The following is a 25,795-nucleotide window of genomic DNA, read 5'->3' on the forward strand; positions in this document are numbered from 1 at the left end:
CAATAGTTCCCAAGGAATTATTGGCGGCAGTGGCAAAGGTGTCCGAATAACACCAATGAGGGTAATAATGATGAAGCGCAACATTCTTGCAGTGGTTATCCCGGCTCTGTTGGCTGCTGGTGCAGCAAACGCAGCTGAAATCTACAACAAAGACGGCAACAAGCTGGATCTGTACGGCAAAGTTGACGGTCTGCACTACTTCTCCGACGACAAAGGTAATGACGGCGATCAGACCTATGTTCGTTTCGGCTTCAAAGGTGAAACTCAGATTACTGACCAACTGACCGGTTACGGCCAGTGGGAATACAACGTCCAGGCTAACCACTCCGAATCTCAGGGCACCGAAGGCACCAAAACCCGTCTGGGCTTCGCGGGTCTGAAATTCGCTGACTACGGCTCCTTCGACTACGGCCGTAACTACGGCGTACTGTACGACGTGGAAGGCTGGACCGATATGCTGCCAGAGTTCGGTGGCGATACTTACACCTACACCGACAACTTCATGACCGGCCGTACCAACGGCGTTGCGACCTATCGTAACAACAACTTCTTCGGTCTGGTTGACGGTCTGAACTTCGCCGTTCAGTACCAGGGCAAAAACCAGAACGACGGCCGTAACGTCAAGAAACAAAACGGCGACGGCTGGGGCATCTCCTCTACTTATGACATCGGCGAAGGCGTAAGCTTCGGCGCTGCATACGCGTCTTCTAACCGTACCGACGACCAGAAACTGCGTTCCAACGAGCGTGGCGACAAGGCTGACGCATGGACCGTAGGTGCGAAATACGACGCCAACAACGTTTACCTGGCGGCGATGTACGCAGAAACCCGTAACATGACCCCGTTCGGCGGCGGTAACTTCGGTGCAGGCTGTGCAGCTACCGATGACAAGTGCGGCGGCTTCGCGAGCAAAACTCAGAACTTCGAAGTGACTGCTCAGTACCAGTTCGACTTCGGTCTGCGTCCAGAAGTGTCTTACCTGCAATCTAAAGGTAAAAACCTGAACGTTCCTGGCGTGGGTTCTGACCAGGATCTGGTTAAATATGTTTCTGTTGGTACCACTTACTACTTCAACAAGAACATGTCCACCTACGTTGATTACAAAATCAACCTGCTGGATGACAACGAGTTCACCAAAGCAACCGGCACCGCTACCGACGATATCGTAGCTGTTGGTCTGGTATACCAGTTCTAAGTTGTCTCGCTTAACGGCGGTTCACCGTCGGCTAAGTTAAAAAAACAGGGCTTCGGCCCTGTTTTTATTTGTGTCTTCCGGTAACGTTTTATCCTGCAGATTTCTCCTTCCCCCTCATTTTTTCTGTCGAATCCTTCCCGTTCACAAGATCGCGGTGTTTTTATCGCAAACGGTTGGCAAAGCCGATAACTGGCGCTACCCTGATGCTTCTGTCTGCTTAACTCCGAGATTTGGAAGCACCTGACATGTTTGAAAAAATCACCGCCGCACCCGCCGACCCGATCCTGGGCCTGACCGACATTTTCCGCGCCGACGCCCGCCCGAATAAAATCAATTTAGGCATTGGCGTTTATAAAGACGAAACCGGCAAAACCCCGGTGCTGACCAGCGTAAAAAAAGCTGAACAGTATCTGCTGGAAAACGAGACCACCAAAAACTATCTCGGCATTGAAGGCATCCCGGCGTTTGCCAGCTGCACGCAAGAGCTGCTGTTCGGTAAAGAGAGCCCGATCGTCACCAATCGTCGCGCGCGCACCGCGCAGACGCCAGGCGGCACCGGCGGCCTGCGCGTGGCGGCAGACTTTATCGCCAACCAGACCAGCGCCAAGCGCATCTGGATCAGCAACCCAAGCTGGCCGAACCACAAGAACGTCTTTAGCGCCGTTGGCCTGGAAGTGCTGGAGTACGCCTACTACGACGCTGCCAACCACGCGCTGGATTTTGACGGCCTGCTGAACAGCCTGAAACAGGCTCAGGCCGGGGATATCGTGTTGTTCCACGGCTGCTGCCATAACCCGACCGGTATCGATCCAACGGCGGAACAGTGGGCACAACTGGCTGAGCTTTCCGTCGCCAATGGCTGGCTGCCGCTGTTCGACTTCGCCTACCAGGGCTTCGCCAACGGTCTGGAAGAGGATGCGCAGGGTCTGCGTATTTTCGCCGCCAAACATCAAGAGCTGATCGTCGCCAGCTCCTACTCGAAAAACTTCGGCCTGTACAATGAGCGCGTCGGCGCTTGCACCATTGTAGCTGCCGATGCCGAAACCGCCGATCGCGCCTTCAGCCAAGTGAAGGCGGCCATTCGCGCCAACTACTCCAACCCGCCGTCACACGGCGCGGCCGTTGTCGCCGCCATTCTGGGCAACGACGCCCTGCGCGCGATGTGGGAGCAGGAGCTGACCGACATGCGCCAGCGCATTCACCGCATGCGTCAGCTGTTCGTGAACACCCTGCAGGAGAAAGGCGCACAACAGGACTTCAGCTTCATCATCCAGCAGAACGGCATGTTCTCATTCAGCGGCCTGACCAAAGAACAGGTGCTGCGTCTGCGTGAAGAGTTCGGCGTATACGCCGTGAACTCGGGCCGGGTGAACGTGGCCGGCATGACCCCGGACAACATGGCGCCGCTGTGTGAAGCCATCGTCGCCGTGCTCTAAAAGCATCGACGCAGGTCATAAATCATAAAAAAAGGGCGCTCTATGCGCCCTTGATTATTTCGGCCGGGAAATAATCGTTACCACACCGCCGGTTCTTCGCGCAGGAACGGGTTGGTCTGGCGCTCGTGGTCAAAGGTCGACATCGGGCCGTGGCCGGGAATAAAGCGCATATCGTCGCCCAATGGCAGCAGCTTGGTGCGAATAGAGGCGATCAACGCCTGATGATCACCGCGCGGGAAGTCGCTGCGCCCCACGCCGCCGTTAAACAGCACGTCGCCGACCAGCGCCAAACGCGCCTGCTCATTGATAAAGACAATGTGGCCTGGTGTGTGCCCGGGGCAGTGCAGCACCTTGAGCGTCATTTCTCCCACCTGCATCTCATCGCCTTCCGACAGCCAACGAGTCGGGGTCAGCGGCGCACACTCCTCCAGCCCGAACATCCGGCTCTGCGCCGGCAAACCATCCAGCCAAAAAGCGTCCTCTTTATCCGGGCCGTAAATCGGCACCTGATAATGGTCCGCCAGCTCCGCCGCCGCGCCGACGTGATCCAAATGGCCGTGCGTCAGCAAAATCTGCGTGATTGTCACACCCTGCTTCGCCACTTCCGCTTTGATTTTTTCCGCTTCGCCGCCGGGATCAACCAACGCCGCCTGCTGCGTGTTTTCACACCAGATCAGGCTGCAGTTCTGGCTAAAGGCGGTAACGGGAATAAGATGGTATTTCATAAGGCTCCAACGACAATAACGCCGCCTCTGCAAGGAGCAGCGTTATTCACTGAGGGCACCGCGATTACCAGCTCCGAACCGGGCCGGTATCGATGTGCACGAAGTTGCTACGTGGGTAATATCCTACACCACCGGCGCGCATTTTTAACGCCGCTTTACGGATATTACTCAATTGGATACCTTCAATGTGGAAATCCATCGCCTGGCCCTTGGTATGGTAGCTGTGCTTGGCCACGCCGCGGCTGTGTGCGCGCAATTCGTTGTTGGTATCTACGGAGCGGTAACCGGAGATCAGCTGCACCGGCTTGCTGGTGCCCAGCAGCCCCTGCAGGCGATAGAGGTGATCAAACAAGCTGGGATCGATCGATTTAACCTTGTTGGCGCGATAATCGCGGAACAGATGATTTAGCCGAACCAACTCTTCTTTATTGTAGCCTTTGCCGTCAAAGAACTCGGCTTTAATAGATTCACCGGTATTCAGGTTATTCAGCACTAAAATACGCGGTCGAGCGGTGGAAAGACTGGCAAATGCCTGCCCTGGAAGCAGCGCTATGCCCATAGCGGCGCCACCTAGCGCCAGCCATTTACGGCGATGATGATCAATTTTGTCCATGACTCTGTTAAACCCGGCAAGAATGTCAAAATAAATGCACAAAGCAGCGCACTGTCCGAACCATAACCGCCTGCGTATGCTGAGTCAACCCGCGATACGCCTAGGTTTACAGGCCCCCGCCTACGAGGGCCTGCGGTATAGCCAAACATTCTGACCGTTATTTATTTATAATTACTGCATTTACTGCATTAATTTTTTGGCCTGAGCCAAAATTTGTGCGCCCGATCTCACCGTATTATCATAATTGTAAATATCTGTACGGAATTGCGGTTGGCCATCATCCGAAACCCAGGCGGTCAGATAATACAGTTTTACGGGAATACGCTGGCGAATATTCACATAAGTGGTATTGCCTTCTTTCAGCGTGGAGGAAACGCGGCTATTGTTCCAGCCGGCATCCTGCAGCAGCATATTCGCCAAATCGGAAGCCTTGTTCACCCGCACGCAGCCGGAGCTGAGCGCGCGGATGTCTTTCTGGAACAGGCTGTGGTTCGGGGTATCGTGCAGGTAGATGGCATCCGAGCTCGGCATATTGAACTTGAAACGTCCCAACGAGTTGGTGGCCCCCGGCGCCTGACGGACGCGATACGGGAAATTGCGCGCGGAAACCATGCTCCAGTCGATCATCGCCGGGTTGATCACTTCCGCATCGTTGCTCCAGCCTGACAGCACGGTATAGCCGTGTTTCTGGAAATAGTTACCGTCGCGCATCGCCTTCGGCACAATATCCTCACGCACCAGCGTGGTCGGCACGTTCCAAGGCGGGTTGACCACCACGTTGTTCAATGCGCTGCTCATCAGCGGCGTCTTACGGCTCGGCCGCCCGACGATAACGCGGGAGGACAACACTTCGTTGCCGTTCTGATAGTAGGTCAGCGAGTAGTTGGGAATGTTCACCATAATGCCGGTGCCGACATGCCCCGGCAAAATGCGCAGGCGCTGGATATTCAGCGCCAACAGCGCGGCGCGGGTTTTCGGTGACACGTTGAGCCACTCGCGGGTGCGCACGCCGATCACGCCGTCCGCCGTCAACCCCTGCCATTTCTGGAAACGCTTGACGCCCTCCACCAGCTCGTTGGTATAGAGGTTGTCGCTCACCACGCTGCCGAGCTGCGGCGGCGTCTGTTCCGCAGTCAAGTCCGTCACCGGCGCCGCCGATGGGCTCACCGTCACGCGGCTTTTCTCTTCATCTACCGTCAGCCCGCCGTCGTCGGGTTCATTGCTCTTCGCCGAAACCACCGCCGGTTCCGGCTCCGCTTCCGGCGCCGAGGCGGCCAGCATGCCGGTGCGCGTCAGGATCTCACGCAGCGCCGGGATATCGTTGCTCATTTGGCCAGGGCGCAGGCTCGGGCCACTGCCCACCTGCGGCCAGGGGCGGTTGTCCGCCAGCATGTCACGCAGCGCCTGATGCATCTTGGCATATTGCGGATGCTGCGGCGCGAGCGAATTTACGTAGCTCAGGGTTCGCGCCTGGCGCACCGCCAGCTGCCATTGATTGATCACCGCCGTGGGCGGCAAACCAAGCTTGTAGGGAATATTGCTGTACAGCCAGTTGTTGCCGTTGGCGCCGATGGCGGATACAAACTGCAAATAACCCAGCATCGCATCGGACAGCACCGCATCGCGGCCCGCTTCACTGAGCGCCGGATCGGTCAACATCTTCACCCACTGGGTGAACTGCGGCTGCACGCCGGACATCGCCAGTTCGGCCAGCTGCTGTTGAAACTGCTGAACGGCCTCGCGATCCTGCCACATCGGCTGCATATGATTCGCCGCATACAGCGGCGCCAGCGTGGAAAGGTAGTGCAGATCCATACCGCGCGGCAACGCGGCCAGCAGTTCAGAACGACTCTGCGCAACGGACATGCCTGCTGTTGCCACCGGTAACGCCGTTACGGTGGCCAAGGCGGAAAACGACGACACAAGACTACAGGCGATAGCGCCACTCAGCGCCAAACGTCGTAGAGAGTTTCCCTTTTTAAGCAACATCCCTTGCCCCCTGTATGCTCACAAAAAAAACGTCAAAAATTGCATATAGTTTCAGTATACAAACAGAAAGGCCGTTTCGCCCTACGGGCGTCGAATAACTGTTTATCTGATTAAACTAACCGCTTTTCAACGGATAAAAAAGCAGGACTATCATCCACGCGCACAAAAAAATAGCCACCCTGCGGCGGCTATTTTCGGATTTTTAGGGCGTTTTTCTGCGTTATGGCGTTTCAACCGGCGCAGTGCCCAGCGCCGGCGGCTCGCCGGCGAAACCGCGCAGCCCCACCACGTGCACATGCTCGTGGTTCTGGAACACCTTACGCACCAGTTTATAGGTGGTGCCCTTCTCCGGACTGATGTTTTCCGGCGCCGCGATGATCAGCTGCATCTCCAGACGATCGCACAGTTCGAACAGCGTGGCGATCGACTTGGCATCCAGACGCGCCGCTTCATCGAGGAACAGCAGGCGACACGGCGAGATATCTTTACCGCGCAGGCGGCGGGATTCTTCTTCCCAGCTCTGCACCACCATCACCAGGATTGACATCCCGGTACCGATGGCTTCACCGGTAGACAACGCGCCGCTTTCCGCACGCAGCCAACCGTCGGAACCACGGTACACCTCAACTTCCATTTCCAGGTAGTTGCGGTAGTCCAGCAACTCCTCGCCGATGGTCTGCGGCGTGCGCTGCCCCATGTCGATCTGCGGATTCAGGCGCTGATACAGTTTGGCCAGCGCTTCGGAGAAGGTCAGGCGGTTGCTGTTGAACAGATCCTGATGCTGTTCCTGCTGCTCGGAGAGCACATCCAGCAGAGTGGCATGCGCTTCGCGCACATTGACGTTCAGACGGACGCTCTTCACCTGGCCGAAGGCAACGGCCTGCAGACCCTGGTTCAGCATGCGAATGCGGTTCTGTTCGCGCTGAATGGTTTTGCGAATGATGTTAGCCACGCTTTTCGAACTGATCGCCAGCTTCTGCTCGCGCGCGGTCAGCTCTTCGGTCAGACGGCCCAGCTCGATTTCCATCTGCTCGATGGCCTCGACCGGATCGTCGGTGCGGATGATGTCCTGACGGATACGCTCGCGCAGGTGTTGGTACACCGCGATATAGAACTGAATCTTACGCTCCGGCCGCTTCGGATCTTCCGACAGGCGCAGCACGTCGCGCAGGTGTTCGTTATCCGCCACCGCCAGACGCAGCGCGCCGAGCGCCTTATCCGACATCGAGCGCAGCTCGTCGCCATCCATATACGCCAGCTCGCGGCGGTGCAGGCGGCGTTCCACGCCGTTGTCTTTCACCAGGCGCATCACCGCGCACCACCCCGCCTTGGCGGTCACCACCTGCTCGCGCAGCTGATGATAGTCGCGTTCCAGCTTCCGCAGTTTCTTCTGCAGGCCGTCCATTTCGGCTTCGCAGAAGGTCAGCTGTTTCTCCAACTGATTGCGGCGAGCGCGGTTGTTGCTCAGCGCCGCATGCAGCTCGTCGCGACGCGCGCGCGCGCGCGCTTCAGCGTTGGCGTCGGCCTGCACGCCGATATCCACCAGCTCCTGGCTCAGCTCTTTCAGCATGTCGCGCTTGGCGTCATACGAGCTTTTCAGCGAGGCCAGCACCTGGCTGTATTGGGTGAACTGGGTTTGATACTGACGCAGCTGCTCACGGGCGCGGGCGCGTTCGGCTTCCGCCTGCTCCAGACGCTGACGCAGCTTGTCGTTGAGATCGTTGTTGGCATTCTGCATGCCGGCGGAGTCGGTATAGCTGAAGTGCGCGCGACGCTGCACCACTTCTGTCAACGCGAACGCCTGCTGTTTAGCCTGACGCTGCACGCTTTGCGCCTGCGCATAGTCCTGCTGCAGCTGTTCATGCTGCTGCGGATCGCTCTGCAGCACTGACAGCAGCGGCTCCAGTTTGGTCAGTGACACCCCGTGCTGTTGAATGTGGCGCGCGGCGTCCTGCGCTTCTTCCAGCTCTTCGCGGATCTCGTCGACGCGATCCTGCAGCGTTTCATCGTTCAGCAACGACACCAGCGGCATCAGGCGGTTGAGCGCGGAAATGCCCTCTTTGGCCTGGTCGTACTGCTGACGCTGCTGCTGATTCTGCGCTTCGTGATTGTTCAGCGCACGCTCGATCTCGCCACGACGGGCGTTCAGACCGCGGATCTCCGCTTCCGGATCGGCGTCGAACGCCACCGCCAGATGGGTGCCGATAAAGCGGCTGAAAGCCTGGTGCGAGCGCTGAGTTTTCTGCACGTCGAACGACAGCGTGGCGTAACGCTCCGCCAGCGTTTCACGCTCGGCATGCAGCACCTCCAGCCGGTTTTCGCGCGCCGCACGGCCGAACAACGGCACTTCCGGGTAGCGGGAATAACGCCACTGGCGATCGGCGATCTTCACCACCACCGCTTTGTCCTGTTCTTCGACGGCAAATACGCTGTCATCGAACGACTGCGGATCCCCTTCGATCAGGTAAAGATCTTCCGGGCAATCTTCCAGTCCTTCCAGCATCTCGCGCACCAGCGACAGATCCGGCACCACGATGGCGTGGCGCGAAGGTCCATACAGCGCCGAGAAGTAAGGTGCGTCATCAATAGTGACGTCATCGTAAATTTCCGACAGCAGCACGCCGCCGAAACGTTCGGCCAAGGTGACCAGGCGTTGATCTTCCGCGCCGCCCGGCTGGCTGAGGCGCTCGATCTGCGCTTCCACTTCGCGCTTGCGGGCCGCCACTTCGTCGCGCTCGACGGTAGTTTCACGCTCGCGCTCCAGCAGTTGCTGCATGTATTCGGTCACCTGCTGGCTGTTTTCCAGCGGCTCCCCGCTCTGATCGCTGAGCTGGCTCAGGGCATCCTGCGCCGCCAGCCACACTGGGGCGCGCGCCGTCAGCTCACGGATGCGCTGCTGGATCTGTTCCAGCTCCTGGCGCATCTCCATGCGGCGTTCGCCGGCTTCGCTGACGTTCTGCGACAGCGCTTCCAGGCGCTCTTCCAGCTCCTGCTGCAGCATGTCGAGATCGTCCGGCTGGTACTCTTGGCCATGGCGTTTGCAAAACTCTTGCAGCAGGCGCTCGGCGTCCTGCTGCGAGCGCAAGCGCTGCTCCAGTTCGCTCAGGCGCAGGCGCAGCGGCTGAACGCGCTCGGCTAAGTGCTGCTGCGAAGGCCAATCGCGCAGCAATTCGCGCGCGCACTGCCAGGCTTCGCTGCGGCTGACCTGACCGGCGATTTTACCCACCAGCTGATAGGCCTGTTCGAACTGGCCGTGCGCGGCGTCGGCCACGCTCAGCTTCTGTTCCAGCATCAGCAGCGCTTCGGTCGCCTCCTGCTCGCGGGCCTGGAAGGTATCCAACCACTGTTCGGCATTATCGGCAGTCAGGTCCGGCAGTTGGCACAGCGCGCGCGCGCGCTCCAGTGCCTGCAGCGCCTGCTGGTACTGAATGGCGCGTGTCTGCTGCACATCGAGCGCCTGCTGGTAGTCGGCCAACTGGCTCTTCAGCTCATCCACTTCCAGCTCGGCCGCTTCGGCGCGCGCTTCGTTTTCGGCCTGTTGCTCGCTCGCCTCGGCCACCACTTCGTTCTGCTCTTCCAGACGGTAGGTCAGCTCTTCCAGATCGGCTTCATAGCGTTCGATCTTCTCCTGCTGACGCATGGCCGTCTGCACCAGATTCAAGTGGTCGCTGGCGGCCTGGTAATCGGTTTCCAGATCGGATTCAGCGCCGCTCTGTTCGCTCAGCTCGCGCGCCATTTCCACATGGCGATACTGTTCGGCGGCCAGCTGCTTGCGGCTGCCCAACAGATCGCTGCGCAGCGCCAGCGCGCCGTCCAGATGGATTCGGCGTTCGTTGGCATGACGCATATAGTCCGCTGCCACATAGGAGGTGGCCTCGGAGATCAGATGCTTGAACAGGTCGCGATCCGACTGGGTGACGCGGATCGCTTCCAGCGTCATGCGGTTTTCGCGCAGCGCCGCTTCCATGTCCTGGAACGCCTTGCGCACGCCGCTGTTTTCCGGCAGCAGGTAATCGCGCAGCGAGCGGGTGATGGCGCTGGAGATACCGCCGTACAGCGACGCCTCAATCAGACGGTAGAACTTGCTGCGATCGGCGGACGAACGCAGGCGTTTCGGGATCACGCCCAGATCGAACATCAGCGAGTGGTAATCGGTGATGGAGTTGAACTGCTTGAACTGCACGCCCTCCATCTCTTCCACGCGCTCTTTCAACTCTTGCAGCGACAGCACGCGCGCCTGGCGCTCACCCACGGTCTGGGTCAGCAATTCAGTCGGCTGTACCGCGGTCGGCAACCCCTGAATGGTGAACGGTTTGATATCGACCTTGCGATCGCGCCCCGCCACCTGCTGCAGACGCACGCCAACCACCACGCGCTGGTGGCGTGAGTTGACGACGTCAAGGGTGGAGTAACACACGCCGGCGCGCAGCTTGCCGTGCAGGCCTTTGTCGCGTGAGCCGCTGGTGGCGCCCGCTTCGGTGGTGTTACGGAAGTGCAGCAGCGTCAGGTCGGGGATCAGTGCGGTGACGAAGGCCGCCATGGTGGTGGATTTCCCCGCCCCGTTACCGCCGGACAGCGTGGTCACCAGCTCATCCAGATCAAAGGTGCGGGCGAAGAAGCCGTTCCAGTTAACCAGCGTCAACGAGCGAAATTTACCGCGTTCAATCATTCCTGTTCATCCTCTGCACCGTCAGGAGCGTTATCAACCTGCTGATCCTCAGCGTCATTCTCATCGTTCAGCGACAGGCTGGTTTCAACCGGCATCGCCTCGCCGTCGCGAATCATGCGCAGTTGCGCTTCACGCGGATCGTCGCCGCTGCGCACGTCGGCGCCGAAGCGGAACACCGCCTCGGTAATGCGGAACTTGCTGCTGTCATTGCCCATGAAATAGACCATGCCGAGGCGGCGCAGGCGGTTCAGGGAAGTGCGCACCTTTTCGTGCAGCTTCTGCCGATCGAGATCCGAACCGGTGGAGCGCTGGTTGACGAACTTCAGCAGCTTGTTCTCATCGGCCAGGCTCAGCAGCTCGTCGTACAGCTCCTGATGACTGAAAATGCCTTCGTGCGCCAGGCGCTCGGGGCTGAGATACAGGTAGCACAAGATCTTACCCACCATCATATCCAGCTCGGACAGCACCGAACGCGGGATCAGCGTGGTGGAGCGCGGGCGCAAATAGAAGAAGCCTTCCGGCGCCCGAATCAGCTCGACGCTGTAACGGTTGTAAAATTCTTCCAGCTCATCCTGGAAATCCATTAAAAAGGCGTGGTTGTCCAGCTCATCGATACCGATGTGACGACCCGCGCGCAGTTGGCTGTCCAACGCCGGAAACAGCGAGTTGGACAGCGCCTTGGCCAGCTTGACTGGCATTACTTGTTCAATATTTGTCGATGACATGGGCCTGGACCTTGGCTCCGTAATCATTGATTGCCTGCCATTCCGCCGGCAACCCTGAGAAATCTGCTTCAGCCACACCGAGGCGCACAGCCTGGTCGACCACTAAACGTGCCACGTCGAAATGACGCGCACGCGGATATTGCGCCAGGTAATCGCGCATCACCGCCGCAAGGTTGAGCGGCATCTGCTGTTCCTGGTACACCTTCAGCGCCTCTTCGATCATCGCCGCCAGCTGTTCGCGAATCTCGCTGAACTCTTCGAATTCCAGATCCGGCGGCAGTTCCCCGGTCACTTCCTCGCTGCGCAGCGCCAGTTCTTCGTCGCGCATGTCCAGCAGACGATCGGCATTGGCATGGGTCAGCGCCCACGGGTGGTCGAAATAGGTTTGCACCGACTGACGCAGGCGCTGGGCGAACACGCGGTTTTTGTCCATATCGATAGCGGTACGGATAAATTTATGCACGTGGCGATCGTAGCCGATCCACAGGTCGATCGCCTGCTGGCCCCAGCTGATGATGCGATCCAGCTTGCTTTGCAGATCGAACACCAGCTTGTCGACGAAACCCAGCTCCACGTTGCCGAGGGTTGCGTCCTGGATGCGCAGCAGGTTGGCCTGCAGCTTATCGCCCGCCGCATCCAGCGTATCCTGCAGCTCGCGCAGGGTGCCCGAGGTTTCCGACAACAGCATCTCGCAGCTGGAGATCGCCGCCCGCCAATCCTTGCTCAGCAGCGCCGCGATGTCGTTCTTCACGCTCTGCTGCTGCTCATCCATCACGCGTTGGGTCATGTCGATGCTGTCGAAGATTTCCGCCACCGAATATTTCAACGGCGCGAACACGTTGCGGTGCCAATGGAAATCGTCGCCGCCCTCGTCGGCGGCATCCGCGGCGCGTTTGAGTTCCTGCGCCACGATCGACAGCTGCATCGACAAACGCAGCGTGGAGAATTCGCGTTGGCGAATATAGTAATCGGTAATGCCGATACCCAGCGGCGTCAGGCGGTAAATCGCGTTGCCGTCCGCCAGCTCGCTGGTAAAACGGTTCAACAGGCGCTGGCGCACCATGTCGTTAATCGCATTGTTGGCGCGCATCGCCACCGTTTCATGCGTCTGTTCAAAACCCTTGCTGACATGGCGAAATGCATCAACCAGCTCACCTTCGCTCATCTCGCCATCCAGTCGTTCGCCGTTCAGGGTGGCGATGGCGAGCAGAAATGCGAGACGCTCCGTAGGGAGCGAAATAGAGAAATCATTTTTCCGTGCCCAGGCGACCAGTTCGGGTACTGTCTGGGAAAATTCACTCATAGTTCGTCCTTCAGGTTTGGTTTATGCGCCATGACGTGAATATAGCGCCCCAAACTCACGTACGGCTCCTGCCGGCAATAGTGCTGTTCAAGCGCCAGTAACTCTTCAAATTTTTGTGTTTGCAGCTGTCTGCTCTGCAGATAGTCGTGGAACACCCGCACGCCGGTTTTGCCGCCGATGCGCATGCCCAGCTGTTCCAACCAACCGTAGACCAATAGCGGATCGTGCGGATATTGCGGCGACAGCGAACGCTTGCGGCGCCGTCTGACCTCGGGATCCACCAGTTGGAAATTACCCAACACCACGTTGCGCATCAAGAGGCCGTTGGCGTTGAAGAACATCAGCGACAGCGCGCCGCCCGGCGTCAGGCAGTCATACAACGCCTGCAGCGCCGCTTCGGGCTCGGCGATCCATTCAAGCACTGCATGAAACAATATCAGATCAACCGGCTGTTCCAAATGTTGAGCGATATCCTGCGCAGAACTTTGTACGAATTGCATGTTCTGGCTCACACCTTTCTGCTCCGCCAGCTGCGCGGCGCGCTGGATCATCTCACCAGAAAGATCGCACAACAACACCTGATGTCCTAATTCTGCCAGTTGGCAGGCCATATGGCCTTCACCGCCCCCGGCGTCGAGAATGCGCAGCGGCCGCTGCGGCAACTGCGCCAGCAGCCCGGTCAGATCCTGCCAAACCACCGCCTGGCGGATTTTTCCTTTCGTGGTGCCGTAAATATTACGCGCAAATTTTTCAGCAATATCGTCAAAATTACGATCCTGCATGGACAACGGCTCCGCTGATCTCAGTCTTGTCGGCGGCAAAGCGCACGCCCATTCAAACCTGCTATTTTGGCACAGACTGGCTTAGAATGTATCTTCTTGCGGCCTGTTTATACCTGGATGCCGATTTTTCACCCAAAAGGATCTGATTTTCGATGCTGTTCAACCTGAAAAAGTTCTTTGGCGCCCTGCTGATGCCACTGCCGCTGTTGATGCTGCTGATGGGGCTGGCGCTGCTGCTGCTGTGGTTCACCCGCTGGCAAAAAAGCGGTAAGACGATTTTCACGCTGAGCTGGCTGTTTTTACTGCTTTTCAGCCTGCAACCGGTGGCCGACCGGCTGCTGCGGCCGATCGAAGCCGAATACCAGACTTATCGCGGTAACGATCCGGTCAGCTACATCGTCGTGTTGGGCGGGGGCTATACCTACAATCCCGATTGGGCGCCCAGTTCAAACCTGCTCGGCAACAGTCTGCCGCGCGTCACGGAAGGCGTGCGGCTCTACCTTGCACATCCCGGCGCCAGGATGGTGTTCACCGGCGCGTCCGCCGGCCCCATGCGAAGCAACGCCGCCACTGCGGCGCTGGTGGCCGAAAGCCTGGGCGTGCCGCGCAGTGATATGGTGATCTTGGGGGAACCGCGCGATACCGAGCAAGAGGCCGCTCAGGTCGCCAAGTTGGTCGGCGAGCAACCGTTCATTCTGGTGACCTCCGCCAACCATCTGCCGCGCGCCATACGTTTCTTCAAGGCTAAGGGGCTGCACCCGATCCCGGCGCCGGCCAATCAGTTGGCTATCGACTCGCCGCTGAATATCTGGGATCGCGCCACACCGTCGTCAATGTTCCTCGGCCATACCGAGCGCGCCTGGTATGAAACGCTGGGTAGCCTGTGGCAATGGCTGAAGGGCGCAGATAGCGCCGGCGCAGAGTAAAGCCCGTTCAACCGGCCAGCCAGGGCAGCAGCTGTTGCGACGCATAGTCGAACGGCCGCCGCTCCAGCTTGCCGGTATGGATCAAACGCCCTACCGCTTCCCATACCGCATATAGCCAGCGCCGCGCCAGGAAAGCGTCGGCGACCGGCGCCCGCTGCAGATAGTTGAACAACAGCTGGCTGGGCATGCCCGCCTCGCAGAGGCGGAAAAGATCGTATTCGCGCGGCGCCCACAGCACTACGCCGGGGTTGAGCATCGCCAGCAGTTGATCGGTTTTGGGATCTTTCAGCATGCTGCGCAGCGATAAGTTACCGTGCACCAGAACACAGGGATCATCGAAGCCGACGAAGAAATGGGTCAGCGTTTCACGCGTGCGGTACAGCAAACGCCGATCCGCCATGGTCAACTGCGGGGTGGTGAGATTGACCACCGTCGCCCACAACACTTCGACCCGCTGTTGATACCAGCAAAACCAGTCATTCTCCTGCGTGCTGTCAACGCTGCCGACGCTGCCGTGGCTGTCGATGCGGTGCCAGGCCAATATCCCGTCAACGATCTGCTCCATCAGCATATTCCAGCGATCCGGCGAGCGCGTCGGCGCCTCAGCCGACACGCCGCGCAGGCGCTCGATCAGCAGGATTTCCGTATACGGCGCCTGGTGGGTGCACACCACGCCATACACCGTAGGCAGGCGAATATCCCCGTCGCGCGCCAGCATCGACAGCTTGTACGCCTCCTGCTGGGCGATGCCCCGACAGATAAAGCTTTTCGCCATCAACGGGATCGCGTTGCCCTGCCGATCGTACAGTGAATACATATGCGCATAAGGCTGTTCGCTCACCCGCTCCAGCCGGCTGACGGACTCACCCAGCACAATGCTCAGTTCGGCGCGTAACTGCTCCATAAGGCATTCACCTCAGGCTAATTAGGGGGGATGCGTAACATCATCAAACGGCGAGCGGAAAAATTCTTCAACGCAGATCAACAAAACGGGGATCAATAATGGGGGTGTTGCATCGTCGGCGCGTTGCGCGGCGCGCCGACGAAATCAGGCTCAAGGTTGAATGCTGTCGCGCACGCGCTGGAGGTCTTCCGGCGTATCGACCCCCACGCTCGGGATCGCTTTCGCGACCGCCACGTGGATCTTTTCACCGTACCACAGCACGCGCAGCTGTTCCAACAGCTCGATCTGCTCCAGCTGGCTCGGCGCCCAGCTGACGTAGCGGCGCACGAAGCCCGCGCGGTACGCGTAGATGCCGATATGACGCAGCAGGCTGTCGCCGATGCTCTCTTTCGACGCGGCGAAACGCTCGCGATCCCACGGAATGGTGGCGCGTGAGAAATAGAGCGCGTAGCCCTGCGCGTCCATCACAACCTTCACCGCGTTGGGGTTGAAGGCCTCTTCGGCGCTCTCGATCGGCACCGCCAGCGTCGCCATGCCGGCCTGGCTGCCCGCCAGGTTCTCCGCCACCTGCCGCACGATCACCGGTGGGATCAGCGGTTCGTCGCCCTGCACGTTAACGATGATCTGATCGTCGGCAAAGCCGTAGTGCGCGATCACTTCCGCCAGACGCTCGGTGCCGGAATGGTGATCCGGGCTGGTCATGCACACTTCGCCGCCGGCGGCTTCCACCGCTTTGGCGACTTCAGGATGATCGGTCGCCACAATGACGCGGCTGGCGCCGGACTCACGGGCACGCTCCATCACGTGCACCACCATCGGCTTGCCGTGAATATCGGCCAGCGGTTTGCCCGGCAAACGGGTTGAGGCGTAGCGGGCGGGAATAATGGCGATAAAACTCATGCGTGCTTCTCATCCAGCGACAGCGCACGCGCTTCATTTTCCAACAGTACCGGAATGCCGTCACGCAGCGGGTAAGCCAACCCGTCCGCTTTGCACACCAGCTCCTGGTTTTCTTTATTGAAATAGAGTTTGCCGTTGCATACCGGGCAGGCAACGATTTCGAGTAAACGGTGGTCCATGCATCCTCCGCTAGGGGATAGGTCATCTGGGAAAGGCAGTGAGGATAGCATAATGCCCGGCCCCAGGTTAATCATCGGCAGCGCCAACCCGCCGATATTTCCTCACTGCGTCAGCGTGACAGCTTGAACTGCGGCGCATCCCGGCGTAGAATTTTGTGATGAAAATCACAAAAGAAAGCAGTGATACATGATCAAACGTCTGCATAAAATCATCGCTCTGTTCGCTAACTTTAGCCACTGAGCCCCTTTGTAACGAGCGACGCTTCACTTCGTTTTACCCCACCGACGGCGTCGCTCGTTATCCCACTTCCCAGCCGGCACCCCATTCAGCGGCTAACGCGGCCGGAATGTCGCCCAGCGCGACGCGTTGCGCACCGTGCCATTTGGCCGTGCGCGCGATGGCCTGCCGGATATCCTGCGTTCGCTGTTTGCCGAAGCGCACCTGCGGCTCCGCATGGAAACTGATGATCTCGAAGATGCCCTGGCGACGGTGCGCCTTGGCGTCAATCCGCCCCACCAGCTCGCCCCGATGCAGCACCGGCAACGTGAAGTAACCGTAGCGGCGTTTTTCTTTCGGCGTGTAACACTCCAGCCGATAGTCAAAGTTGAACAGTTCGAGCGCCCGGCGGCGATCCCACACCACCGGATCAAAAGGCGACAGCAGGCTGGTGACCGTCGATTTCAATTTGCCCTGCTCCGCCAGCGGCAGCAGTTCCGCCAGTGATTCATGCATATAGAACTGCCCTTCCAGCCCCTCTACCTGCACCGGCGAAATTTCCCCCTGCGCCTGCAGCTCTGCCAGCAAGGCTTTTGGCGCCACGCGTTTCAGCCGATAATAATCCGCCAACCATTCGGCGCGAAAAATGCCCAGATAGCGGCAGGTGCGATGCAGCATCTGCCGGCGCGCCCGCTCCGCAGGCAGCGCATGACGCGCATCGTCCCAGGCCGGCAGCAGCCTTTCGGTCAGATCGTAAACCCGGTGGAAGTTGCGACGCTCGGCCACCATCAGCTTGCCGGCGGTAAACAGGATCTCCAGGTGCCGTTTCTCCGGTTTCCAGTCCCACCACCCGCTGTTGCCTTTCTTCTCGGCGCTGAAATCGGCGGAACGCACCGGCCCCTGTTGTTCAATGTGCCGCAGCAGGTTGTCCATCGCGGCCTGGTGCTGCTGCACCCAGTCGGCCGAGTATTTCCAGCCCATATCATGCGGCGCCAGCATGCGGTGGCGCAGCAGACCAAAATCTTCGATCGGCAGGAAACAGGCCTCGTGCGCCCAATACTCGAACAGCTTGCGGCCGGCGAGCGCCTGCTCAAGCCACTCCGGCTGATAGGTTCCCAAACGGCTGAACAGCACCAGATACGGGCTGCGAGCGACGACGCTAATGGTATCGATTTGTAACAGCCCCATGCGCTGGATCGCGCTCACGACGTCATCGGGCCGAGCCTGGCGTTTAAGCGGAGAAAGCAGCCCCTGGGCGGCAAGGTGCAACGCGCGAGCGGCGGTAAGGGAAATGGTCGGGGTGGTCATCCTGATATCCGTGGCGAGTAGGCAATGGCCTGATAATAGTGGATATCGCGGGATTTATCTTCGCCAGTGCTTGCGGGTGGCGACACCGGCACTGGCGAGGAAGGAGGATGCGATCAGAACGCGATAACGTCTGCCGCGGACAGCCCATGCGAGCTGCGATAGATCGAGAACTCAACGTTCTGACCTTCGTTCAACGACTTATTTTTGGTGTTGGCGATAGCGTTGCGGTTGACATAGATTTCGTCGCTGCCATCTACCGGTGAAATAAAACCATAGCCTTCGGCCTGATTAAACCATTTCACACGACCCATTTTTAACACAGTATTTTTAAACATAACTTATATCCTTTTACTTGAGCATCCTTGACAACGTCATTTTTTATATTGTCTGGACGCTACCAGCCCATCCTAAAGTTTTTCGTAACAAACCTCTCGTGAGCAAAAAAATAAAAAACCCGCACTAAGGCGGGCTTGTTGAACTTAATATCTTCCGCATGACTCAGCGCTGAAGCGTCACCATGGTTGTATTAAGATCTCTTTATACGCGTTCCCTGTCTTCTTACAGAGCAACTACGTTGGCGGCAGCCGGCCCGCGCGGGCTGTCCTGGATGGTGTACTCGACACGCTGGCCTTCAGCCAGGGTCTTGAAACCGTCGGTCATGATTGCGGAGAAGTGTACAAATACATCTTTGCCGCCGTCGTGCTGCTCAATGAAACCAAAACCTTTGCTTTCGTTGAACCACTTAACTTGACCAGTCTTCTTAGACATTACTTTTACCTTTAAATATATTTACAAAACCTGCCATAAGAGGCAATTGCGGCCATTTCAGAAACATTACTTATGGGAGGTACTTAGAAGGTTCGTCTTTGAAGCGGAATCGGATGATAACGTTTTTGGAGGAACTGCTTAACTCTAAACTCGAACATAAATAGGTCTGGATTACAGGCCGACTTGCATTTACTCATAAAAATGGTGAATGCACAAGAGGTTTATTGCAATAAATTCATCATTACGCCGAATTTATTTTTATCCCCCTGAATATACATGACTTAATTTAACGCTCGCCGCGGCCGATCCACCGCGTTCCTCTCCTCACCGGAGCATCATTTGCCCGTCTGAGCGCTGCAAATGAGAGCTAACGCATAAAACTCTAATATGCTTGACGCTGCTATAACAAATCCCAAATCAGATGGCTAAACTTGAGGGGAAAACAAGGCAGACGGCTTTTTCGCCAGCACTTTTGCCGCTAAAAACACGATTTTTCAGATTATGCTGAATCAAGGAGCTATGCGCATGACCGCCCAGCAGTTCGTTTCACCTAATGAAATCCGCGCCAGATTCTCTCACGCGATGTCGGACATGTATCAAAAAGAGGTACCGCTGTACGGCGATCTGCTGGAGCTGGTGGCGGAAACCAACCGACAGGTTCTGCGCGAAGATGCCGCACTGGCTCATCAACTGCAAATCACCGGCGAGATCGAACGCCTGGCCATGGAGCGCCACGGCGCGATCCGGGTCGGTACGGCGGACGAACTGGCCACCCTGCGCCGCCTGTTCCGGGTGATGGGCATGGCGCCGGTCGGTTACTATGATCTATCGGTGGCGGGCGTTCCGGTGCACTCCACCGCTTTTCGCGCCATACACGAAGACGCGCTGCAGATCAGTCCTTTCCGCGTGTTCACCTCCCTGCTGCGCCTGGAACTGATAGAAGATCCCGCGCTGCGTGCGCTGGCCGAGCGCTTGCTGGCGCGCCGCCGTATCTTTACCGATCGCGCGCTGGAGCTGATCGCGCTGCAGGAAGCGCAAGGCGGGCTGAATGAAGTGCAGGCGCAAGAATTTGTCGAACAAGCGCTGGAAACCTTCCGCTGGCACAACCAGGCGACGGTCAGCGCCGAAGAATACCGGCAGTTGCACGATCAGCATCGCCTGATCGCCGACGTGGTGGCGTTTAAAGGGCCGCATATCAACCACCTGACACCACGCACGCTGGATATCGATCGCGTTCAGCAAGCGATGCCCGGCCGCGGTATTACGCCCAAAGCGGTCATCGAGGGCCCGCCGCGCCGCCGCCGCGCGATCCTGCTCCGCCAAACCAGCTTCAAAGCGCTGGAAGAAAGCGTCGATTTCGTTGAGCACGACGGGCACGCCGTCGCCGGTCACCATACCGCGCGCTTCGGCGAGATCGAACAACGCGGCGTGGCGCTAACGCCTAAAGGACGCGAACTTTACGACCGTTTGCTGCAGGCGACCAACGATGCGTTGCAGGCGCCGCCGAGCGAGAAGAATGCCGAGCGCTACTATCAACTGCTGGAGGAAAACTTCCGGGCGTTTCCGGATGATTACGCCACGCTGCGTGAGCAACAGCTGGCCTGGTTCCGCTATTTCCCGACCGAATGCGGCCTGGCGGCCAAAGAGTCGCTGGATAAGCACAGCACCCTGGAACAACTGATCGAGAAAGAACACGTTCGCTTCCAGCCTCTGGTGTATGAAGATTTTCTGCCGGTCAGCGCGGCGGGGATTTTCCAGTCAAACCTGGGCGACAGCCGCCACGCGCAGTACAACGCCGCTTCCAGCCGGGCAGCGTTTGAACAAGCGTTGGGCAGTGAGGTGATCGACGAGCTGGCGCTGTATCAGCAAACCCAGCAGCGTTCGCTGGAAGCCTGCGCGCAAGCCTTGGGACTTGCCACGCTGGCATCCTGAGATTACTTAGTCAGCAGAGATTCGATATCCTGCAGCAATTGCTCAGCCTGAGCGGAAGGTAGCACCGCATCAACCGGCAAATACCACCAATTAGGCTGGGCAAAGGCGCGACACTTCACCGCGTCCTTCTCCGTCATCAACAGCGTTTGATCGGCGGCAACCAGCGCCGCCAGCTGTTCCTGCTGATATTCCTGATGATCGGCAAACGCCACTTCCTGTACGACTTCGACGTTCAACTTTTCCAATGTCGCGAAGAAACGCGGCGGATGGCCGATGCCGGCCATCGCCACCACGCGCGGCAGCTCAGCCGCCGGGCGACGTTCACCGCTCAGCAGGTTCACCGCATCACGCGCCTGCAGGCGCATGGCAATTTCCCCGGTCTGCGCCACGCCGCCATTGGCGACGCGCGCATCGACGCTGCCAAGCCGCGCGGCACGCTCGCGCATCGGCCCGGCTGGCAACCACCAGCCGTTGCCGAAACGACGCACGCCATCGATGACCACCAGCTCGAAGTCACGCTGTAAAGCGTAGTGCTGCAAACCGTCGTCGGTGATGATCACATCCAGCGGCTGTTGTTGCAGCAGGGCCTGCACCGCCTCGGCTCGCTTGGGCGCGATCGCCACAGGCGCACCGGTACGTTGATAAATCAGCACCGGCTCATCGCCCGCCTCACGGGTCGATGTATTCTGACCGAGCACCAGCGGATAAACCGCCGACTTGCCGCCGTAGCCGCGTGACACCACGCCAACGCGATAGCCCCGCTGTTGCAGGTGTTCCACCAGCCAAATCACCATCGGCGTTTTGCCGTTGCCGCCGGCGGTGAGGTTACCCACCACCACTACCGGCACCGGCGAACGCCAACTTTTACGCAGGCCGCAGCGGTAACTGAGACGGATCAGCCAACTGAACAAACCATAGAGCCACGAGAGCGGCAATAGCGCCAGATAAAGCAACGAACCGCCGGACCAGATACGCTCAATCATTATTGACCAAACTGCATGCGGTGCAGCTGCGCATAGGCGCCATGCCGCTCAAGCAACTCGGCGTGTTCACCGCGTTCGACGATGCGGCCGTCCTCCACCACCAGGATCTCGTCCGCCTTCTCAATGGTCGACAGACGGTGCGCGATCACCAGCGAAGTGCGGTCTTTCTGCAGCTCGTCCAGCGCGGCCTGAATGGCACGCTCGGACTCGGTATCCAGCGCAGACGTCGCCTCATCCAGGATCAGGATCGGGCAATCGCGCAGCAAAGCACGCGCGATGGCAATGCGCTGGCGCTGGCCGCCGGACAGCATCACGCCATTTTCACCGATCACCGTATCCAGGCCGTTTTCCATCTTGTTGATGAAGTCCATCGCGTACGCCATTTCCGCCGCTTTCTCAATCTGCTCGCGGCTGTATTCGCTCTCGCGCGCATAGGCGATGTTGTTGGCGATAGTGTCGTTGAACAGGTGCACATTTTGCGAGACCAAGGCCACCTGATTGCGCAGCGAGGCCAGGGTATATTCACGCAGATCGTGACCATCCATCAGGATTTCACCTTCCTGAATATCGTAGAAGCGCGTCAACAGGTTGGCGATGGTGGATTTACCCGAACCGGAACGGCCCACCAGCGCGACGGTCTTGCCTTCAGCGATTTTCAGGTTGATATCACGCAGCGCCGGCGTGTCTTTGGCCGGGTAGTAGAAGGTGACGTTACGGAATTCGATGTCGCCTTTCGCACGCTTCACTTCGCGGGTGCCGGTGTCTTTTTCCTGTTCCATATCCAAAATGGAGAACAGCGTCTGACAGGCCGCCATCCCTCGCTGGAACTGGGCATTGACGTTGGTCAGCGACTTCAGCGGACGCATCAGCGCGATCATCGACGAGAACACCACGGTAATGGTACCGGCGGTCAGGGTTTCCATCACGCTTGGGAAGCTGGCGGCAAACAGCACGAACGCCAGGGCCAGCGAAGCAATCAGTTGAATGATCGGATCGGAAATGGAAGACGCGGAAACCAGTTTCATGCCCTGTTGGCGCATGCGGTTGCTCACCGAGTTAAAACGCTCGGTTTCTACCTGCTGGCCACCGAAAATCAGCACTTCTTTATGGCCTTTCAGCATCTGTTCGGCACTGGTGGTCACCTGCCCCATGGTGTTCTGCATGTTCTTGCTGATGTTGCGGAAACGCTTGGACACCAGGCGAATGGCGATGGAGACGATCGGTGCCAGCACGATCAGGATCACCGACAGCTGCCAGCTGTAGTAGAACATCATGATGAACAGGCCAATGATCGAGGCTCCTTCACGCACCACGGTCACCAGCGCGCTGGAAGAGGAGGAAGCCACCTGCTCGGAATCATAGGTAATGCGCGACAGTAAAGTCCCGGTGGACTGCTGATCGAAGAAGGCCACCGGCATTCTCATCATGTGGCCAAACAGGCGGCGGCGCATTTGCATCACCACCATGCCGGAAACCCAGGAAATGCAGTAGCTTGAAACAAAGCTGGTCACGCCGCGCATCAGCATCAGCGCAATCACCGCCAGCGGCATCCACACCAGCACGCTGCTGTCGGTTTTTCCAAACCCATCGTCCAATAACGGTTTAAGCAGAGACAACATCAGCGTGTCCCCCGCTGCGTTCATAATCAACGCAATGGCGGCCACAATCAGCCCGGTCTTAAAAGGAGTGATCATCGGCCAGAGTCGACGGAACGTCTGCCAGGTCGAGAGATCTTTATCATTCATCATGCAAATACCAGCATCGGAAGAAATAGCGGCCTATTTTACTCATTATCACCCTCTACGCCAAACCGCTGATGGTACCAACGGGGCATTAATTGTTCGCGAAAGCCTTTAATTTGCCAATCGTTGTCGAAAAAAAGTACCGATAACTGACCGGAGCGCGTCGTATCGCGCCATTGAATGCCATTTGCCCGGTATCTGGCGACCACTTTCCGCGCCGGCAATCGCCATTTGTTGTAACGCGATGCGGACGCCAGCGCCGCTTCGGGATTGACCGCGCGCAGAAACGGTGGCGTAGAAGACGTCTTGCTGCCGTGATGCCCCACCTGCAACACCGTGGCAGCCAAACGATCGCGCCGCAACCGTAACAGCTGCTCCTCCGCCTTCTTTTCCGCATCACCGGTGAGCAGCAAACTGTATTGCCCATCGTCGATGCGGATCACGCAGGAGTCGTCATTGACCGGCCTTTTGCGCGTTTTCGGTGGCCACAGCACCTCGAATTGCAGCGATTGCCAGCGCCAACGCTCACCGGCGACGCAGGGCAAGTGTCCTTCCCCGCGTATCGGGCTGCGCACCGTCGCCTGAGGAAATGCCCGCCGCATCACCGGCAGCCCGCCGATATGATCGAGGTGAATATGGCTGATAATGATCTGCTCCAGTTCAATATTCCGCCAGTTCAGCATCGGTAAGATATGCCGTTCGGCGGCGCTGCCCGCGGGCCAACGATCGCCGGTATCGTACAGTATCCCCTTGCCGTTTTGCTCGATAACCACCGCCAACCCGTGCCCGACATCAAGCATATCGACGCGCCAGCGATAGTCCGGCGCTTTGCCACGCCACAGCACACAGCATATCGCTATCGTCGCCAGCCCCGGTGCATAACGCCACCACCAATGAAAGCGCCAACAGACGACGATGAGCCACCCAGCCGCGCTGGCCAGCAGCGAGGCAGCCCCCAGATCCACCCAACCGCGTTGCAGGTAATGCAGCGGCACAAACACCCAGTACAGCGTGAAGTCCGCCAGCCACCATAGCCCGTAGCTTAACGGGGGAAAGAAGCCAAATATCACCGCCAGCAAAATCAGCGGCACCGTCACCAATGAGACAATAGGTACCGCCCACAGATTGGCGGGTAGCGAGGTCAACGTCAGGCCCAGAAACAGCGCGGCCTGCATCGGCACCAGCAGCAGCGTCATGCCGAGCTGAATATGCAGCCAGCGCACCGGCGCCCAATACCAGGCCGACCGGAATCGCTCACCGAGCGGCGCCCATTCAAACCAAAAAATCAAACACCCCACCGCCAGCACCGACAGCCAGAAACTGTCTGACAAAACCGCCAACGGATCGCACAGCAAAATCAGCCCGATACACCACAACCACACTTGCCAGGAAGAACAATGAACGCCGCGCAAGCGCAGCAGCATCCACAGCGTCATCGCCAACGCGGTACGCACCGCCGGCGGCTGGGCGCCCACCAACCAAACATAGATCAGCGTCGCCACCCAGCCTGCGACCAATGGAAAGCGATAGCCAATCAAATGGGCGGGCAGAAAAAACTGCAGCGCGCGCAACGCGGCCCAGAACAAAATGGCGACCATCGCCACATGCAACCCTGAAATGGCCATCAGGTGAGCGATGCCAGTCTTCAGCATCAGCGTGCGCAAAGCCTGCTCCAGCGCGGTTCGTTCCCCAAACGCCAGCGCCAGCAATACCGCCTTGTAACGCAATTCACCGATGTTGGTTTCCGCATGGCTGATGATGCGCTGGCGCAGCCCGCAATCGCCATCCAGCAAACGAGCCTGCCTGACCCGCCCCGTCAACGGCTGACGCTGGGCGATCGCCCAACGTTGGCTGTCAAATCCGCCTTGATTGAGCTTGCCATGTACCGGCCGCAGGCGCAGTTTCAATTGCCAACGCTGCCCGGCGCATAGCCGCTGCTGTTCGGGAGCCCACGTCGTGGTAAACGCCAGCGCAGGCGCCAACCAATGACCGTCGACCCGCTCGATGCGCATCAGCGTCTGTTTACTGGCGGCGGGCTCCAGCGCGACGCTGCTCACCTGCACCACCGCCGTCACGTCCGGCATGCGAGTTAAGCGATCCATTTGCCCGATCAGGCTGCCGGCGTTGAAAACCGCCCATATGAATCCCAATCCCAGACAGGCCAAATAGCGGCAGAATGGCCTGCGCGTGCGCAGCAGTAAACAGACAACAAGCACGAGCGGCCACAGCTGCCATTGCTCAGGCAACTGCGGTAAAACCAACAGCGGCAGGATGCCGCAGATAACGGCGAGTATCGCCAGATCCAGCGAAATTTTGATCGCTCTTCTCCCATCGGCTCCGCCATGAGCAAAAGCGCATCACGGCAAGCAAGCAGGATCATTCAGGCGACATGTCACCGCCAGCGGGCTTTAACGAAGATGCGGTGAACATGGCAGGATAAGAGAGATCTATGCAGGAGCCACATCGTAAATGCGGCGTAGTACGCAACTCGCGAGCATA

Annotated in this window: 20 protein-coding genes; 4 read left to right on the forward strand and 16 right to left on the reverse strand. The window is 58.5% G+C overall.

All coding sequences use genetic code 11. The annotated features are described in order from the left end of the window. Positions 1-67: 67 nt before the first annotated feature. Positions 68-1,195 carry a porin OmpC gene (gene ompC, locus CRO23_RS15605; protein WP_015377340.1) on the forward strand — a complete coding sequence of 376 codons (1,128 nt, stop codon included), beginning with the start codon at positions 68-70 and terminating at the stop codon, positions 1,193-1,195. A gap of 245 nt (positions 1,196-1,440) precedes the next feature. Continuing rightward, positions 1,441-2,631 carry an amino acid aminotransferase gene (locus CRO23_RS15610; RefSeq protein WP_097102412.1) on the forward strand — a complete coding sequence of 397 codons (1,191 nt, stop codon included), beginning with the start codon at positions 1,441-1,443 and terminating at the stop codon, positions 2,629-2,631. 77 nt (positions 2,632-2,708) lie between these two features. On the opposite strand, the gene CRO23_RS15615 is transcribed toward CRO23_RS15610, so the two are convergent. The 7 genes from CRO23_RS15615 to cmoM all read right to left on the reverse strand — a co-directional run bounded on the left by CRO23_RS15615 (position 2,709) and on the right by cmoM (position 13,437). Then, on the reverse strand, positions 2,709-3,356 hold the full coding sequence (locus CRO23_RS15615) for an MBL fold metallo-hydrolase (protein WP_097102413.1): 648 nt from the start codon (positions 3,354-3,356) through the stop codon (positions 2,709-2,711). A 64-nt stretch (positions 3,357-3,420) separates the two neighbouring features. Continuing rightward, on the reverse strand, positions 3,421-3,969 hold the full coding sequence (locus tag CRO23_RS15620) for a YcbK family protein (protein WP_004928217.1): 549 nt from the start codon (positions 3,967-3,969) through the stop codon (positions 3,421-3,423). A 180-nt stretch (positions 3,970-4,149) separates the two neighbouring features. Further along, on the reverse strand, positions 4,150-5,958 hold the full coding sequence (ldtD, locus tag CRO23_RS15625; RefSeq protein ID WP_097102415.1) for a L,D-transpeptidase: 1,809 nt from the start codon (positions 5,956-5,958) through the stop codon (positions 4,150-4,152). A gap of 220 nt (positions 5,959-6,178) precedes the next feature. Further along, a complete protein-coding gene (mukB, locus tag CRO23_RS15630; protein ID WP_016928310.1) occupies positions 6,179-10,627 on the reverse strand; it encodes a chromosome partition protein MukB in 4,449 nt (1,482 codons plus the stop codon). Then, complete coding sequence (mukE, locus tag CRO23_RS15635; protein ID WP_004928226.1) at positions 10,624-11,352, reverse strand: chromosome partition protein MukE; 729 nt, start codon at positions 11,350-11,352, stop codon at positions 10,624-10,626. The genes mukB and mukE overlap by 4 nt, the downstream gene beginning before the upstream one ends. Continuing rightward, a complete protein-coding gene (mukF, locus tag CRO23_RS15640) occupies positions 11,333-12,655 on the reverse strand; it encodes a chromosome partition protein MukF (protein WP_004928228.1) in 1,323 nt (440 codons plus the stop codon). Before mukF ends, mukE begins: the two co-directional genes overlap by 20 nt. Beyond that, entirely contained in the window at positions 12,652-13,437 is a 786-nt protein-coding gene (gene cmoM / locus CRO23_RS15645) for a tRNA uridine 5-oxyacetic acid(34) methyltransferase CmoM (RefSeq protein ID WP_015377334.1), read from the reverse strand. Before cmoM ends, mukF begins: the two co-directional genes overlap by 4 nt. A 152-nt stretch (positions 13,438-13,589) precedes the next feature. On the opposite strand from cmoM, the gene elyC reads away from it, so the two are divergent. Then, on the forward strand, positions 13,590-14,363 hold the full coding sequence (gene elyC, locus CRO23_RS15650) for an envelope biogenesis factor ElyC (RefSeq protein ID WP_097102417.1): 774 nt from the start codon (positions 13,590-13,592) through the stop codon (positions 14,361-14,363). Positions 14,364-14,370: 7 nt separating this feature from the next. Here elyC and CRO23_RS15655 read toward each other — a convergent pair whose 3' ends face one another. The 6 genes from CRO23_RS15655 to cspE form a co-directional block, all read right to left on the reverse strand. Then, complete coding sequence (locus tag CRO23_RS15655) at positions 14,371-15,267, reverse strand: YcbJ family phosphotransferase (RefSeq protein ID WP_097102419.1); 897 nt, start codon at positions 15,265-15,267, stop codon at positions 14,371-14,373. A gap of 150 nt (positions 15,268-15,417) precedes the next feature. Beyond that, positions 15,418-16,167 (reverse strand): 3-deoxy-manno-octulosonate cytidylyltransferase, encoded by a 750-nt coding sequence (gene kdsB / locus CRO23_RS15660; protein ID WP_004928235.1) that lies wholly within the window; start codon positions 16,165-16,167, stop codon positions 15,418-15,420. Further along, complete coding sequence (locus CRO23_RS15665; RefSeq protein ID WP_004928237.1) at positions 16,164-16,346, reverse strand: Trm112 family protein; 183 nt, start codon at positions 16,344-16,346, stop codon at positions 16,164-16,166. The genes kdsB and CRO23_RS15665 overlap by 4 nt, the downstream gene beginning before the upstream one ends. Before the next feature lie 298 nt (positions 16,347-16,644). Continuing rightward, positions 16,645-17,871, reverse strand: a complete 1,227-nt coding sequence (locus CRO23_RS15670) for a winged helix-turn-helix domain-containing protein (protein WP_097102421.1) — start codon at positions 17,869-17,871, stop codon at positions 16,645-16,647. Positions 17,872-17,984: 113 nt separating this feature from the next. Further along, positions 17,985-18,206 (reverse strand): cold-shock protein, encoded by a 222-nt coding sequence (locus CRO23_RS15675; RefSeq protein ID WP_004928241.1) that lies wholly within the window; start codon positions 18,204-18,206, stop codon positions 17,985-17,987. 223 nt (positions 18,207-18,429) lie between these two features. Then, a complete protein-coding gene (gene cspE, locus CRO23_RS15680) occupies positions 18,430-18,639 on the reverse strand; it encodes a transcription antiterminator/RNA stability regulator CspE (RefSeq protein ID WP_004928244.1) in 210 nt (69 codons plus the stop codon). Positions 18,640-19,164: 525 nt separating this feature from the next. On the opposite strand from cspE, the gene hglS reads away from it, so the two are divergent. Further along, positions 19,165-20,571 carry a 2-oxoadipate dioxygenase/decarboxylase HglS gene (hglS, locus tag CRO23_RS15685; RefSeq protein ID WP_016928315.1) on the forward strand — a complete coding sequence of 469 codons (1,407 nt, stop codon included), beginning with the start codon at positions 19,165-19,167 and terminating at the stop codon, positions 20,569-20,571. A 2-nt stretch (positions 20,572-20,573) separates the two neighbouring features. Here the strand turns inward: hglS and lpxK are convergent, their stop codons facing one another. Genes lpxK through CRO23_RS15700 form a run of 3 tightly spaced genes read right to left on the reverse strand, consistent with a single transcriptional unit; the run spans position 20,574 to position 25,569 of the window. After that, the gene (gene lpxK, locus CRO23_RS15690) at positions 20,574-21,554 is read right to left on the reverse strand and encodes a tetraacyldisaccharide 4'-kinase (protein WP_097102423.1); all 981 of its coding nucleotides are present in this window, start codon (positions 21,552-21,554) and stop codon (positions 20,574-20,576) included. Next, positions 21,554-23,302, reverse strand: a complete 1,749-nt coding sequence (gene msbA / locus CRO23_RS15695; protein WP_079449440.1) for a lipid A ABC transporter ATP-binding protein/permease MsbA — start codon at positions 23,300-23,302, stop codon at positions 21,554-21,556. Before msbA ends, lpxK begins: the two co-directional genes overlap by 1 nt. Positions 23,303-23,337: 35 nt before the next feature. Beyond that, positions 23,338-25,569 (reverse strand): ComEC family protein, encoded by a 2,232-nt coding sequence (locus CRO23_RS15700; protein ID WP_441347589.1) that lies wholly within the window; start codon positions 25,567-25,569, stop codon positions 23,338-23,340. Positions 25,570-25,795: the final 226 nt, after the last annotated feature.

Origin of the sequence: Serratia sp. JKS296, assembly GCF_900215445.1 — a bacterium.
GTDB lineage: Bacteria > Pseudomonadota > Gammaproteobacteria > Enterobacterales > Enterobacteriaceae > Serratia > Serratia marcescens.